Origin of the sequence: Micromonospora musae, from assembly GCF_003626545.1 — a bacterium.
GTDB lineage: Bacteria > Actinomycetota > Actinomycetes > Mycobacteriales > Micromonosporaceae > Micromonospora > Micromonospora musae.
In genome coordinates, this window is the sequence record NZ_RAZS01000021.1 from 1 (window position 1) to 13,635 (window position 13,635).

14 protein-coding genes are annotated in these 13,635 nt (G+C 73.3%); 12 read left to right on the forward strand and 2 right to left on the reverse strand.

Going from position 1 to position 13,635, the window contains the following annotated elements; translation table 11 throughout:
* The first annotated feature begins 136 nt into the window (after window positions 1-136).
* Both D7147_RS31820 and D7147_RS31825 read left to right on the forward strand, forming a co-directional pair.
* A complete protein-coding gene (locus tag D7147_RS31820) occupies window positions 137-895 on the forward strand; it encodes an NADH-quinone oxidoreductase subunit C (protein WP_120684397.1) in 759 nt (252 codons plus the stop codon).
* Window positions 895-1,857, forward strand: a complete 963-nt coding sequence (locus D7147_RS31825; protein ID WP_120684399.1) for a complex I subunit 1/NuoH family protein — start codon at window positions 895-897, stop codon at window positions 1,855-1,857. The genes D7147_RS31820 and D7147_RS31825 overlap by 1 nt, the downstream gene beginning before the upstream one ends.
* 46 nt (window positions 1,858-1,903) lie before the next feature.
* Here D7147_RS31825 and D7147_RS31830 read toward each other — a convergent pair whose 3' ends face one another.
* The gene (locus D7147_RS31830) at window positions 1,904-2,968 is read right to left on the reverse strand and encodes a glutathione S-transferase family protein (protein WP_407663412.1); all 1,065 of its coding nucleotides are present in this window, start codon (window positions 2,966-2,968) and stop codon (window positions 1,904-1,906) included.
* Window positions 2,969-3,083: 115 nt separating this feature from the next.
* Here D7147_RS31830 and D7147_RS31835 point away from each other — a divergent pair, with 115 nt between their 5' ends.
* On the forward strand, window positions 3,084-3,509 hold the full coding sequence (locus D7147_RS31835) for an ester cyclase (protein ID WP_120684401.1): 426 nt from the start codon (window positions 3,084-3,086) through the stop codon (window positions 3,507-3,509).
* Here the strand turns inward: D7147_RS31835 and D7147_RS31840 are convergent.
* The gene (locus tag D7147_RS31840; protein ID WP_120684403.1) at window positions 3,490-4,065 is read right to left on the reverse strand and encodes a Uma2 family endonuclease; all 576 of its coding nucleotides are present in this window, start codon (window positions 4,063-4,065) and stop codon (window positions 3,490-3,492) included. The two genes, D7147_RS31835 and D7147_RS31840, sit on opposite strands and share 20 nt — an antisense overlap.
* Before the next feature lie 93 nt (window positions 4,066-4,158).
* Between D7147_RS31840 and D7147_RS31845 the strand changes: the two genes are divergently transcribed.
* The 9 genes from D7147_RS31845 to D7147_RS31885 form a co-directional block, all read left to right on the forward strand.
* Complete coding sequence (locus tag D7147_RS31845; RefSeq protein ID WP_120684405.1) at window positions 4,159-4,785, forward strand: NuoI/complex I 23 kDa subunit family protein; 627 nt, start codon at window positions 4,159-4,161, stop codon at window positions 4,783-4,785.
* Entirely contained in the window at window positions 4,782-5,333 is a 552-nt protein-coding gene (locus D7147_RS31850) for an NADH-quinone oxidoreductase subunit J family protein (protein WP_120684407.1), read from the forward strand. The genes D7147_RS31845 and D7147_RS31850 overlap by 4 nt, the downstream gene beginning before the upstream one ends.
* Entirely contained in the window at window positions 5,330-5,674 is a 345-nt protein-coding gene (gene nuoK, locus D7147_RS31855) for an NADH-quinone oxidoreductase subunit NuoK (RefSeq protein WP_120684409.1), read from the forward strand. Before D7147_RS31850 ends, nuoK begins: the two co-directional genes overlap by 4 nt.
* Window positions 5,671-7,644, forward strand: coding sequence for an NADH-quinone oxidoreductase subunit 5 family protein (locus D7147_RS31860; protein WP_120684411.1), 1,974 nt, complete (start codon window positions 5,671-5,673; stop codon window positions 7,642-7,644). Before nuoK ends, D7147_RS31860 begins: the two co-directional genes overlap by 4 nt.
* The gene (locus D7147_RS31865; RefSeq protein ID WP_120684413.1) at window positions 7,641-9,146 is read left to right on the forward strand and encodes a complex I subunit 4 family protein; all 1,506 of its coding nucleotides are present in this window, start codon (window positions 7,641-7,643) and stop codon (window positions 9,144-9,146) included. The genes D7147_RS31860 and D7147_RS31865 overlap by 4 nt, the downstream gene beginning before the upstream one ends.
* 52 nt (window positions 9,147-9,198) lie before the next feature.
* Window positions 9,199-10,680, forward strand: coding sequence for an NADH-quinone oxidoreductase subunit N (locus D7147_RS31870; RefSeq protein ID WP_120684415.1), 1,482 nt, complete (start codon window positions 9,199-9,201; stop codon window positions 10,678-10,680).
* Window positions 10,681-10,824: 144 nt separating this feature from the next.
* A complete protein-coding gene (htpX, locus tag D7147_RS31875) occupies window positions 10,825-11,700 on the forward strand; it encodes a zinc metalloprotease HtpX (protein ID WP_120684417.1) in 876 nt (291 codons plus the stop codon).
* A gap of 142 nt (window positions 11,701-11,842) precedes the next feature.
* Window positions 11,843-13,102: an MFS transporter gene (locus D7147_RS31880; protein ID WP_120684419.1), complete on the forward strand. Its 1,260-nt coding sequence runs from the start codon at window positions 11,843-11,845 to the stop codon at window positions 13,100-13,102.
* Window positions 13,103-13,244: 142 nt separating this feature from the next.
* Window positions 13,245-13,635 (forward strand): helix-turn-helix transcriptional regulator (locus D7147_RS31885; protein WP_147437489.1); only part of this gene is annotated, 391 nt, incomplete at its 3' end.

The window sequence follows — 13,635 nt, forward strand, 5'->3', positions numbered from 1 at the left end:
CATTAGCGTGGGTCACGAGGACCTCCTGGGTGGTGCGGAACCTTCGACAAGCTCCACCTCACCCGGAGGTCCTCACCCATTTCAAGATCTAAGTCCTGTCACCAACGTCCGTGGACAGAACACCTAGGATCAGCGCATGACTCCGGAAGAGGTCGGCAGCCGGATGGCTGAGCTGCTCGCGCCGGCCGAACCCACCCCGTCGGTCTCCGGTGGCGGCCGGCACGCCCGCGCCACGGTGGACGTGCCGGCGGCGAGCTGGCGTGACGCCGTCCGGGCGGCCCGCGACGACGCGGAGCTGAACTGCGACTTCTTCGACTGGCTCTCGGCCGTGGACGAGCTCGCCGACGGGTTCGACGTGGTCGCCCACCTCTGGTCGACCCGCCGCCGGCACGGCCTGCTGCTGCGCACCCGGGTGCCGCGCGAGGCGTCCACGGTCGCCTCGGTGGTCGACCTCTATCCCGGGGCCGACTGGCACGAGCGTGAGACGCACGAGATGTTCGGCATCGACTTCGCCGGCCACGCCGGTCTGCGTCCGCTGCTGCTGCCGCCCGAGTTCGAGGGACATCCGCTGCGCAAGGAGTTCGTGCTGGCCTCCCGGGTGGCCAAGCCCTGGCCGGGCGCGAAGGAGCCGGGCGAGTCCGAGGCGGGCGGTGGACGTCGGCCGATCCGCCCACCGGGCGTGCCCGCGCCGGGGGAGTGGGGCACCACGCCCACCCCGGCCGGTGCCGGTGGCGCGGGGGAGCGGCCGCGGGGCGGCACACCGGCCCGCCCGGCCGGTGACCGGCCCGCCCGGCCGGCGCCGGGAGCCCGCCCCGGGCGTACGGACCGACCGGCGCGCCCGGCCCCGCCGACCGACGCGGCCGACCGCACCGAAGCCGACGGGGACGGCTCCTGATGCCGATCTGGGTCGAGCTGCTGATTCGGGTCGCCGCGGTGCTCGGCGCCTTCCTCGTCCTGCCGTTGCTGGTCGGTCAGGCCGAGCACAAGGTGATGGCGCACATGCAGGGCCGGCTCGGCCCGATGTACGCGGGCGCGTTCCACGGCTGGGCGCAGCTCGTCGCCGACGGGCTCAAGTTCGTGCAGAAGGAGGACGTGACCCCGCGCGAGGCGGACCGTTCCGTCTTCCGGTTGGCTCCGGTGGTCGCGCTGCTGCCGTACCTGCTCGTGCTCCTGGTGATCCCGCTCGGCCCGAACGACCTGGTCGGGCAGCCGCTGGACGTCGGGCTCTTCTTCGTCCTCGCGGTGGTGGGCGTCGGGGTGCTGGCCGTGCTGATGTCGGCCTGGGCCTCGGCCAACAAGTACAGCCTGCTCGGCGGGGTGCGGGGCGCCGCGCAGCTGCTCGGTTACGAGCTGCCGTTGGTGCTGGCCGCCGCGTCGGTGGCGATGGCGGCCGGCACGCTCAGCCTCTCCGGCATCGTCGAGGCCTGGCGGCCCTGGTGGCTGCTCTGGCAGGCGCCCGCGATGATCATCTTCTTCGTGGCCGGGCTCGCCGAGATCCGCCGCCCGCCGTTCGACATGCCGATCGCCGACTCCGAACTGGTCTTCGGCTACCTGACCGAGTACACGGGGCTGCGCTTCGCGTTCTTCCTGCTGGCCGAGTACGTCGGCATCGTGGTGATCGCGGCGCTCACCACCGTGCTCTTCCTCGGCGGTTGGCACGGGCCGTTCGCCGACGACCAACTCGGCTGGCTCTGGACGCTGCTCAAGGTCTTCGCCGTCTCCTTCGTGATCATCTGGCTCCGGGTGTCGTACCCCCGGCTGCGCGAGGACCAGCTCCAGCGGCTCTGCTGGCTGGTCCTCGTTCCGGCGTCCCTGGCGCAGCTGGTCCTCACCGTCGCCGTCCGCGTCGCCCTGTGAGGGCGGGCCCCCTCCGACGGGAGGGGACCCGCACCGGCGATGCCGGTCAGCGCAGCGGGGTGTGCGCGGGATCGACGCGCTCGGCCGGCGGCGGGGGCGGGGTGCCGTCGCCGAACGGGCGCCCGCCGAGCGACTCCCGTTCGTGCGGCGTGAGCCAGTTGGCCAGGTCGGGCCCGAGCGGCACGATCCCGGTCGGGTTGATGTCCCGGTGCACCTCGTAGTAATGCCGCTTGATGTGGTCGAAGTCGATCGTGTCGCCGAAGCCGGGGGTCTGGAAGAGGTCCCGGGCGTACGCCCACAGCACCGGCATCTCCGCGAGCTTCTGCCGGTTGCACTTGAAGTGGCCGTGGTAGACCGGGTCGAAGCGGGCCAGCGTGGTGAAGAGCCGCACGTCGGCCTCGGTGATGGTGTCGCCGACCAGGTAGCGCTGCCCGGCCAGCCGCTCGCTCAGCCAGTCCAGCCGGTCGAAGAGCCGGTGGTATGCCGTCTCGTACGCCTCCTGGCTGCCGGCGAAGCCACACCGGTAGACGCCGTTGTTGACGTCCCGGAACACCACGTCGTTGACCTCGTCGATCTCGTCGCGCAGCCGCTGCGGGTAGAGCTCTGGCGCGCCCTCCCGGTGGTACGCCGTCCACTCGGTGGAGAGGTCGAGGCTCATCTGCGCGTAGTCGTTGGTCACCACCCGCCCGGTCGGCACGTCCACGATCGCCGGCACCGTGATGCCCCGTTCGTAGCCGGGGAACCGCTTGAAGTACGCCTCGGCGAGCCGTTCGATGCCGAGCACCGGGTCCCGCCCACCCGGGTCGAGGTCGAACGTCCAGCTCCGCTTGTCGTGCGTCGGACCGGCCACCGCCATCGACATCGCGTCCTCCAGGCCGAGCAGCCGGCGGACGATGATCAGGCGGTTCGCCCAGGGGCAGGCCCGGCTGACCGCGAGCCGGTACCGGCCGGGCTCCACCGGGTAGCCGTCCCGCCCGTCGGCGGTGATCCGCGTGGCTATGTAGCGCTGGTCGCGGGTGAACTCACCACCTGGCTCCACGTACTTGCCGCCGGTGCGTTGCAGCACCTCGTCGTCGGTCTCGGTCCTGTCGGCCTCGCTGCTGGTACCCACGCCGCCCTCCGATCCTGTCGCCTCGTCCCATTCTGGCGGCTCGACCGGTTGCCGGCGGGGCGACCGCCGCGAGCGCCGGCGTGCGCGGCACGAGCCCGGCGCTACGCTGCCTCCTGTGATCGACACGGAGGCGGCGGCGCGGCGACTCATCGCCGACGTGTGGAACGCCGGTCGCGAGGAGTCCGCGTACGAGCTGATCGCGCCCGAGTGCCCGGGGCTGGGCGGCACCGGCCCGGAGGCCACCCTGGCGTGGCATCGGGAACGTCGGGCCGCCTTCCCGGACCTCCGCTACAAGATCGTCGACCTGGTCGCCGACGGGGACCGGGCGGCCGTGCACTGGCGGGCCGCCGGCACCCAGGTCGGGCAGTTCGGGCCGGTGCCACCGACGGGACGGGTGGCCAGCTACTCCGGGGCGTCGTTCCTGCGCTTCGACACGAACGGGCGGATCGTCGACGTGTGGAGCGTCAACGAGCTGTTCCAGGTGCTCCAGCAGCTCGGTGTCGAGATGATCCCCCCGGCGGTCAGCGGCCCCGGAGCGTGATCCGGCTGATCGGCAGGTTGATCGGGAAGGGCTCACCGGTGTCGACGAACTTCGTCCACCGGCCGGTCTCTGTGTAGACCTCGTTCACCGCATCGATTCGATAGGTGACGATCTCCAGCGCGCCGTCCTCCGTCTCGACCCGCCAATAGAACGGGATGCCGGCCTGGGCGTAGAGCGCCGGCTTGAGCACCCGGTCTATCGAGCGGGTGCTCGGGGAAACGATCTCTATGGCAAGGACGACCTCATGCGGCTCGTACCGCGACGGTTCGCGTGCCGCCGCGGCCGACGTGGTCACCAGCACGTCCGGAATGAAGGACCGGGTGCGATTTATCCGCACCTCGACTCCCTGGGTGACGTCGTAGTCGTCGGGGCACTCGGCCTCGAGAGCGACGCCAAGACGCATCGCGATGGTCTGGTGAGTGCGGGTGGGGGAGGGGGACATCAGCAGCACTCCATCGAGCAGCTCCCGGCGGCGGCCATCCTCGGGCAGCGCATCCAGATCGTTTGTTGTCCACCCGCCCTCGGGCGGATAGTCGCTCTGCAGCGCGGCGGTCATGGCGGGTCCTTCCAGGCGGTCGTTCTCCCCGGGTCCACCGTACCGCCGGCCGGGCTCGGGGGGCGGTCGCGCGCGCCGGGGCCACAGGGCAGGATGGTCCGCATGAGCGACCGCAGCGAGCGCACGCCGGACGACGTCGCCGGTGACCGCGGCCTGCCCGGTGCGGGTCTGGTCAAGGGGCTGGCGGTCACGCTGAAGACGATGACCCGGCGCTCCACCACCCAGCAGTACCCGGACGTGGCCCCCGAGCTGCCGCCCCGCTCGCGCGGAGTGATCGCGCTGCTCGAGGAGAACTGCACGGTCTGCATGCTCTGCGCCCGCGAGTGTCCGGACTGGTGCATCTACATCGACTCGCACAAGGAGGAGGTGGCGGTGCCCGGCGCCGCCCGCCCCCGCCAGCGCAACGTGCTCGACCGCTTCGACATCGACTTCTCGCTCTGCATGTACTGCGGGATCTGCATCGAGGTCTGCCCGTTCGACGCGCTCTACTGGTCGCCCGAGTTCGAGTACGCCGAGTACGACATCAAGGACCTGCTGCACGACAAGGACCACCTCGGGGAGTGGATGGACACCGTCCCGCCCCCACCCGCACACGACCCGAACGGCGAGCCGGCCAAGGAGGAGACCAGCGCCGCCCGCAAGGCGACGGTCCCCGCCGCGCGCCCCACCGCCCCGGGCGTACGTCCCGACCCGGGCCCGTCCGGCGAGGCGACGACATGACCGGTGCGGACGTGCTGCTGCTCGCGCTCGGCGCGGTGGCGGTCGGCTCGGGCGTGCTGGTGGTCACCACGAAGCACCTGGTCCGGGCGGGCCTCTACCTCGTCGTCTGCCTGGGCGCGCTCGCCGGCGACTACCTGGTGCTCACCGCGGAGCTGGTGGCCTGGGTCCAGGTGCTCATCTACGTGGGCGCCGTGGTGGTGCTGCTGCTCTTCGCGGTGATGCTCACCCGGGCGCCGATCGGCGCCTCGGACGACCTGGACCGGCCCGGCTGGCCGGCCGCGCTGATCGGCGGCGGCGTCGGGCTGGGGCTGACCGCACTGCTCGTCGACGCGTACCGGTGGACCGTTGTGGAGCTGCCCGCGGCGGGCACGGCCGAGCGGATCGGCGGGGAGATCTTCCGCAGCTGGGTGCTCCCCTTCGAGGTGCTCTCGGTGCTGCTGCTCTCCGCCCTGGTCGGCGCGGTGGTGCTCTCCCGACCGGAGATCGGCCGGCCGGCCGGCGGGTCGCGCGACACCACGCGACCGGGCCGTACGGAGGTGGGCCGGTGAGGCCGGTCATCCCGTACGTCACCGCGGCGCTGCTCTTCGGCCTCGGGGCCTACGGTGTGCTGCGTCGCCGTAACGCGGTACTGGTGCTGATGTCCGTCGAGCTGATGCTCAACGCGGTCAACCTGATCCTCGTCACCGCCGACACCACGGTCCGGGCGGCGCTGCCGCACAGCGGCCAGGTCTTCGCGCTCTTCGTCATCGTGCTGGCCGCCGCCGAGATCGGGGTGGGGCTGGCCATCGTGCTCCAGCTCTACCGGCTGCGGGCCGACGTCTCCGTGGACGAGGTGCCGTTGAGCGAGCCGTCCACGACGGTGGACGCCGACGTACGGGAGGCGCGGTGAGCACGACCACGCTGCTCGGTGCGCTGCTGCCGGTCGTACCGCTGGTGGCCGGCCTGCTCGGCCTGCTCCTGCCGCCCTCGCCGCGGGCCCTCACGGCGCAGGGCCGGGACGCGGCGGCCGGTGAGACGTGGGCCCGGCGCGCGGCGATCGTCCTCGGCGTGACCGGCGCCGCCGCTGCACTGGCGCTCGCCGTCGCCCTGCTGGCCACGTTGGACACGCCGGCCGAGGCGAGCACCACCTGGGTGCGGCTGGGTGGACTCGAGGTCAGCCTCGGCGTCCGGCTGGACGGCGCCGCCGCGCTGGTCGCGGTGGCGGTCGGTGCGGTCGCGCTGGCCGTGCAGGTCTACTCGATCGGCTACCTGAAGCGCGGTCCGCACGACGACGTCGACGTCGACCACCGCTACCCGCCGTACGCCGCGCAGATCAGCCTCTTCACGGCGGCGATGCTGCTGGTGGTGGTCTCCGGAGACCTGCTCCTGCTGCTGGTCGGCTGGGAGGTGATGGGCCTCTGCTCGTACCTGCTCATCGCGCACGACCGCCGGCTGCCCGAGGCGCCCGCCGCCGCGATGAAGGCGTTCCTGGTCACCCGGGTGGGTGACGTCGGTTTCCTGCTCGGCATCGCGCTGCTCGGCGTCTCCGCGGGCAGCTTCCGGATCGCCGACGTGCTCGCCGCCGACCACTCGTCCGGCACGCTCACCGCCGCCTGCCTGCTGCTGCTCGCCGGGGTCGCCGGCAAGAGCGCGCAGTTCCCGCTGCAAACCTGGCTGCCCGACGCGATGGCCGGCCCGACGCCGATAAGCGCGCTCATCCACGCCGCCACGATGGTCGCGGCCGGCGTGTACGCGGTCACCCGGCTCTTCCCCCTCTTCGAGGCCGCGCCGGTCGCGCTGACCGTGCTCGGGGTGCTCGCCTCGATCACGCTGCTGCTGGGCGCGCTCGCGGCGACCGCCCAGGACGACATCAAGCGGGTGCTCGCCTGGTCGACGGTCTCCCAACTCGGCTACATGACGGGTGCGCTCGCCGTCGGCGCGCCGGATGCGGCGCTGTTCCACCTGCTCACCCACGCCGCGTTCAAGGCGCTGCTCTTCCTCGCCGCCGGCGCGGTGATCCACGCCGTAGGCACCACGCTGATGTCCAGGATGGGCGGGCTCCGGCGCGGCATGCCGGTCACCTTCTGGTGCACGGTGGTCGGGTTGGGCGCGCTGGCCGGGCTGCCGCCGCTCGCCGGTTTCTGGAGCAAGGACGGCGTGCTCGCTGCGGCGCAGGCGGCCGCGTTGGACGGCGAGGGGCCGACGCCGACCTGGACGGCCTGGCTGGTCTGGCTCTCCGGGCTGGTCGGCGTCGCGCTCACCGCCTGGTACGCCACCCGGCTCCTGCTGCGCGCCTTCCTCGGCGAGAGCCGGGCTCCGCTCGCCCATCCGCACGACCCGCCGGGCACCCTGCGCTGGCCGGTGCTGCTGCTCGCCGTGCCGGCGGCGCTGCTCGGGTTCGCCGGCTTCGCCGGCCCGTTCGCCGACCGGCTGCGGCCGTCCGCGCCGGCCACGGCGGAGCAGCCGTCGAACCTGCTGCCACCCGAGCCGCTGGTCCACCTGGCGCCGTCGGTGCTGCTGCCGCTGGCGCTGCTGCTGCTCGGGGCCGGCCTGGCCTGGGCGCGGTGGCGTCGCGATCCGGCCGCCGATCCGGCGGCCGCGTTGGGCCCGGCGCGGCCGCTGCTCGCGGCGGCGTTCCGGCTCGACGACCTCCAGCACGCCCTGGTGGTACGTCCCTTCCGGGCGCTCGCCCGGGTGACGCGCGCCGGTGACGAGCGGGTGGTGGACGGCGCGGTGGAGGGCTCCGGGCGGGCCGCTTCCGGGCTCGGCGCCGGGCTGGCCGCCCTGCACCGGGCGGCGCTGCCCCGGGCCGCCGCGGCGGTGCTGGCCGGTGCGCTGCTGATCGGGCTGGCCGCCGCGCTGATCGGAGCGAACGCATGACCTTCGGGCAGTTCCTGCTGGTCGCCGTCCTGGCGCTGCCGGCGCTCGGCGCGGTGGCGGTGGCCGCCACCCCGGCCGACCGGGCCGCCCGGCTGGTCGGCACGGTGACCGCCGCGCTCACCCTGCTCGCCGCGCTGCCGCTCGCCGCCGGTGACCGGGGCTGGTTCGCCTGGTCGGCGAACGGGCCCGCGGTTCGCCCCTGGCACCAGCTCGACCTGCCGTGGGTGCCCGGGCTGGAGCTGCGCTTCCACCTGGGGGTGGACGGCATCTCCTACCCGCTGGTGGTGCTGACCGCGCTGCTGACCCTGCTCTGCTGCGCCTACAGCCTGTACCGGGTGCCGGTCGGCGGCAGCGGCCGGGCGCTGGTGGCGCTGCTCCTGGTGATCGAGGTCGGCATCCTGGGCACCTTCCTCGCCCTGGACCTGGTCCTCTTCTTCCTCTTCTTCGAGGTCGTCCTGCTGCCCATGTACGCGGTCATCGCCGGCTGGGGCGGCGAGGACCGGCGTCGGGCGGCCCGGAAGTTCGTCCTCTACACGCTTCTCGGCTCGGTGCTCCTGCTGGTCGGCGTGTACGTGGTGGTGGCCGCCGCCGGCACCGCCGACATCGTGACGCTCACTGGTGGTGGCGGGCTCTCCCGGAACACCCAGCTCTTCGCGTTCACGCTGCTCGCCCTCGCCTTCGCGGTGAAGAGTCCGCTCTGGCCGCTGCACTCCTGGCTGCCGGACGCGCACACCCAGGCGCCCACCGTGGGCAGCGTGGTGCTCGCCGGGGTGCTGCTGAAGATGGGCACGTACGGCCTGATCCGGGTGGCGGTCGGGGTGGCTCCGGAGGGCGCCCGCTGGGCCGCGCCGGTGCTCGGCGCGCTCGCCGTCGCGGCGATCCTCGTCGGCGCGCTGGTCTGCCTGGCGCAGACCGAGCTGAAGCGGCTGATCGCGTACTCCAGCGTGGGACACATGGGCTTCGTGCTGCTGGGGATCGCCACGCTCACCAGCACCGGCCTCCAGGCGGCGCTGATCGGCAACGTCGCCCACGGGGTGATCACCGGCCTGCTCTTCTTCCTCGCCGGCGCGGTGAAGGACCGTACGCACACCGGGGCGCTCGCCGAGCTCTCCGGGCTGCGGGAGACCGCGCCCCGGCTCGCCGGGCTGCTCGGCTTCGCCGCGATCGCCTCGCTCGGCCTGCCCGGGCTGGCCGGATTCTGGGGTGAGGCGTTCGCGGTGATCGCCGCGATCGAGGTGGGCGGGCCGCTCTGGACCACCCTCGGGGTGCTGGCGGCGGTCGGCGGCGCGCTCACCGCCGCGTACTTCCTGCGGCTGCTGCGCCGGGTCACCCACGGCCGGCCGAGCCCCGCGGTGGACCGGCTCGCCCCGACGCTGGCCGGCGGGGAGCTGACTGCCTGGACGCCGCTGGTGCTGCTGGCGCTCGCCGTCGGGCTGGCCCCGGCGCTGGTGCTCGGCGTCGCCGAGGCCCCCGTGAACGCCCTGGTGGAGGTCCTCCGATGAGCGCGAGGAGTGAGCTTGCGAGCCCCGCGGTCGCGAACGCGAGGGGTCACCGATGAACCAGAGCGTGGTGCAGAGCGTCGACCACGTGGCGCTGCTGCCGGCGTACCTGGCGGCCGGCACGGCCGTGCTGGTCCTCGTGACCGACCTGGTGCTGGCCCGTTCGCGGGCCACGCTGGCCGTGGCGGCGCTGGGCGCGATCGCCACCGCCGTCGGGGCGGCAGTGGTGGGCGCGGGCGACGAGCGGCGGACGTTCTGCGCGGCCGGTGACTGCTCGTACGTCTTCGGCGGGCGGGCGGCAGTTGTCGGCGTGCTCTTCGCCCTGCTGACTCTCGGGGTGCTCGGCCTCTCCGGAGGGCACCTGCGGGCGGGCCGCGCGCCGGTGGGGGAGTACTCCTTCCTGCTCGCCTGCTCAATGACCGGCGGTGTGGTGCTCGGCGCGGCGGGGGACCTGATCACCCTGATCGTGGCGCTGGAGACGCTCACCCTGCCGCTCTACGTGCTTGTCGGCCTGCGCCGGGGCAGTCTGGCCAGCGCCGAGGCGGCGCTCACGTTCTTCCTGGTCAGCGTGGTGGCCACCACGCTGAGCCTGCTCGGCGCGGCCCTGCTCTACGCGGTGACCGGCGAGCTGCACCTGGGGCGGCTCGGCACGCTGCTCGCCGAGCGGGCGGAGCTGCACGACCTGCCGTTGACCGCGGCGGCGGGCGCGCTGCTGCTGCTCGGGCTGGCGTTCAAGGTCGCCGCCGTGCCGTTCCACGCCTGGGCGCCGGCGACCTACGACGGCGCGCCGCTGCCGGTGGCCGCGTACCTCTCGACTGCGTCGAAGCTCGGTGGCGTGGTGGCGCTGCTCGCGGTGGCCTCCGTCGCGCTCCCGGCCGACCTGACCGGCCCGGTGCTGGCTCTGCTCGCGGTGCTCACGATGACCGTCGGCAACCTGGTGGCGCTGCGTCAGCGGCGTACGGTCCGGCTGCTCGCCTGGTCGTCGGTGGCGCAGGCCGGTTACATCCTCGCCCCGCTCGGCGCGTTGGCGCTGGCGGCGGGGCGCACCGGCGAGGCTCGGGCCGGCGCGTACGCGGCCGCCCTGGCGTACGCCGTCTTCTTCGTGCTGCTGGAGTTCGCGGCGTTCGCCGGGGTGACCGCCCTGCGACCGGCGGACGCCGACGGCGGCACCCTGGAGGAGCTGCGTGGCGCGGCCCGCCGCCACCCGTGGCTCGGCGCGGCCCTGGGGCTGGCCCTGGTCGGGCTCGCCGGGCTGCCTCCCGGCCTGGCCGGTCTCTTCGCCAAGGTGACGGTGGTCCGTTCGCTGCTGGGCGGGGGCAGCGGTTGGCTCGCGCTCGTCGTGGCGGTGAACGCGGTCATCGGTCTCGCCTACTACCTGCGGCTGGGCGCGGGGCTCTACGCCGCCCCGGACGCCTCGAACCCGGCGCCGGCCGCCGGTGCGGCTCGGGCGGTGGCCGTGGTGCTGGCGGTGGCGACGGTGGCCGCCGTGGTGGTGGGGTTCGCGCCGCAGCTCGTGCTCGATCTCGCCGCCCGCTGAGGCCCGGCCCGGTCCGGGTCCGCGCGTCACCCCGCGCTGGACACGCTCCCAGACAACTCACAGCCATATGACGGATGGTTGACGGGTACCACAGTGTTGAACCGGTCGACGGATCCCGGCGATCCGTACACCGAAGGAGTGACAGTGCACCACAACCGTCTCAAGACCGCCGCGCTGCTCGGCCTGCTCACCGCGTTGATCCTTGGGGTGGGCTACTGGTTCGGCGGCAGTGGTGGTCTGGTCATCGCCGTCATCATCTCGCTGCTGATGAACGGCATCAGCTACTTCTACTCCGACAAGCTCGCGCTCCGCGCGATGGGGGCGCAACCGGTCACCGAGGCACAGTTCCCCGAGCTGTACCGGATGGTGCGGGAGTTGGCCACCGAGGCGCGCCAGCCGATGCCCCGGCTGTACGTGAGCCCGACCGCGCAGCCCAACGCGTTCGCCACGGGTCGTAACCCGCAGCACGCGGCGGTCTGCGTCACGCAGGGCATCACCGAGATCCTCGACTACCGGGAACTGCGCGGCGTGATCGGGCACGAGCTGTCCCACGTCTACAACCGGGACATCCTGATCTCCAGCGTGGCCGCCGGCCTGGCCGGCATCATCACCACGCTCGCGAACATCGCCTGGTTCATTCCGCTGACCAGCGGCGACGACGAGGACGCGCCGAACCCGGCCGTGCTGCTGCTCACCATCATCCTGGGCCCGATCGCGGCGACGATCATCCAGCTGGCGATCAGCCGTAGCCGCGAGTTCCAGGCGGACGCCTCCGGCGCCCGGCTGACCAACGATCCGCTGTCGCTGGCGAACGCGCTGCGCAAGATCGATGCGGTGGCCCGCCAGCGGCCGCTGCCCGCGCAGGGCAACCTGACCAGTGCCGCGCACCTGATGATCGCCAACCCGTTCCGGGGCGGCGGCATCGCGGCGCTCTTCTCTACCCACCCGAAGATGGAGGAGCGTGTCGCCCGGCTGGAGCAGATGGCCCGCAGCTCCGGTCCGGTGCAGTACCTGCGCTGACCCGTCGACCGCAACCCGCGCGCCCGCACCCGGCATCCCGGGTGCGGGCGCTGCGCGTGTGCGGGATATCCGCTACAGCGGCTTGACCCACGGCGTTAGGGTCGGAAGGTTTCCCGCTCATTACATCCCTTGGGAGGATCGCGTGACCGCGCTGCGCCAGTATCTGGGTGTCTGGCGGATTCCCGGAGCGCCGATGCTGCTGATCACCGGCATCATCGGCCGGCTCGGGATCGGCATGACCCCGCTGGCGCTGCTGCTGGTCGTCGAGCAGGTCACCGGGCGGTACTCCCTCGCCGCCGTCGCCGGCGGGATCTACGCCGTGGCGGGCGCCGCCTTGAGCCCCGTGGCCGGCCGGATCGCCGACCGGATCGGGCCCAGCCCGGTGCTGCTCACCACCGCCGTCGCGCACCCGCTGGCCCTCATCGGGCTGCTGCTGGCCAGCCGCTCCGGCGCCGACGGGCTCGTCGCGATCTATCTGACCGCTGGGGTGGCCGGCGCCACGTACCCGCCGCTGACCGCGGCCATCCGTGGCGCCTGGAACGACCTCACCGCACCGGCGTCCGGCCGGTACCACCTGCGCAACACGGCGCTGGCCGCGGAGACCTCACTCTTCGAGATCGTCTTCGTGCTCGGCCCGCTGCTGGTGGCCGGCTTCGTCCTGGTGGCCGACGCGACCGCCGCACTGGTCGGAGCCGCTGTGGTCACCCTCGCCGGCACGACGGCGGTGGCCCTCGGCCGGGTGATGCGCGGCTGGCGACCCCACCCGAGGGAGCACCACGCCCGCGGCCTCGGCCCGCTGCGGCTCGCCGGCTTCCCGGCCCTGCTGGTCTGCGTGGCCAGCCTCGGCATCGCGTTCGGCGCCGCGGGGGTCATTGTGCCGGCGTTCGCCGGCAACTACCGGCCCGCCGACGCGGAGAGCCTGGCCGGCGTGCTGCTCGCGGTCTGGGGCATCGGCAGCGCCGTCGGCGGATTCTGGTTCGGCGTACGCAAGCCGGCGCTGAACATGACCCGTCAGTTCGCCGTGCTGCTCGCCGCCCTCGCGGGCAGCTTCGCGGTCTTCGCGGTGATGCCCACCCCGCTGGCGCTGGGTATCGCCCTGGTCGTCGGCGGAGCCACCATCGCGCCCGCGCTGACCCTGGAGAACACCCTGGTCGGGCGGATCGCCCCGGCCGGCATGCTGAACGAGGCGTACACCTGGGTGGTCACCATGTCCGTCGCGGCGAGCGCGGCCGGCGGTGCGGTGGCCGGACTCATCGTCGACCACGCGGGCGGCGTGCCCTGGGCGTTCCTCTTCGCCGGGGCCTCGGTCGCCGTCGGGGCCGGGGTCGCCGCCCTGCCCGCCGGGCCCATCCGCCGCGCGGAGACCGCTTCGGTACGCCTTGAGGAGCCCGTTCCCGCCTGACCCGGCGGACCCGCGGCGGACCCCGATCCGGGGTCTGGACGCCTCGGGACCGCGCCGGTCCGGGAAGCCGATCGGATCGGGCCGGTGTGATCGGGCGGAGTCGGTGCCGCATCGGCCAGGCTCGACGTCGAAAGGGGGTTCCGTGATCTCGGCACTCAACCGGCTCGTCGACCTCGTCGAGGAGCGGCTCACCGACGAGTTCGACCTGCACGGACTCGTCGGGTCGCTCGGCACGACCGAGTACCACCTGCGCCGGATGTTCTCGTCGCTGGCCGGCATGCCGCTCTCGGAGTACCTGCGCCGGCGCCGGATGACCGTCGCCGCCGGCGACGTCGTCCGGGGCGAGGACGACCTGCTGACCATCGCCGTCCGGTACGGCTACGGCTCGACCGAGGCGTTCGGTCGTGCGTTCCGGGCGGTCCACGGTGCCGGCCCCGGTGACGTACGCCGGGACGGCGGCCCCCTTCGCGCACAGCCGCAACTCAGGTTCCACCTGACCGTCGAAGGGAGCATCCCCATGGACACCCGCATCG

Bases quoted from the DNA above. Each gene is read 5' to 3' on its own strand.
- D7147_RS31850 (WP_120684407.1), top strand. From the start codon at position 4,782: ATGACCGGTGCGGACGTGCTGCTGCTCGCGCTCGGCGCGGTGGCGGTC.
- D7147_RS31840 (WP_120684403.1), bottom strand. From the start codon at position 4,065: ATGACCGCCGCGCTGCAGAGCGACTATCCGCCCGAGGGCGGGTGGACA.
- D7147_RS31845 (WP_120684405.1), top strand. From the start codon at position 4,159: ATGGTCCGCATGAGCGACCGCAGCGAGCGCACGCCGGACGACGTCGCC.
- D7147_RS31820 (WP_120684397.1), top strand. From the start codon at position 137: ATGACTCCGGAAGAGGTCGGCAGCCGGATGGCTGAGCTGCTCGCGCCG.
- D7147_RS31825 (WP_120684399.1), top strand. From the start codon at position 895: ATGCCGATCTGGGTCGAGCTGCTGATTCGGGTCGCCGCGGTGCTCGGC.
- D7147_RS31865 (WP_120684413.1), top strand. From the start codon at position 7,641: ATGACCTTCGGGCAGTTCCTGCTGGTCGCCGTCCTGGCGCTGCCGGCG.
- D7147_RS31870 (WP_120684415.1), top strand. From the start codon at position 9,199: ATGAACCAGAGCGTGGTGCAGAGCGTCGACCACGTGGCGCTGCTGCCG.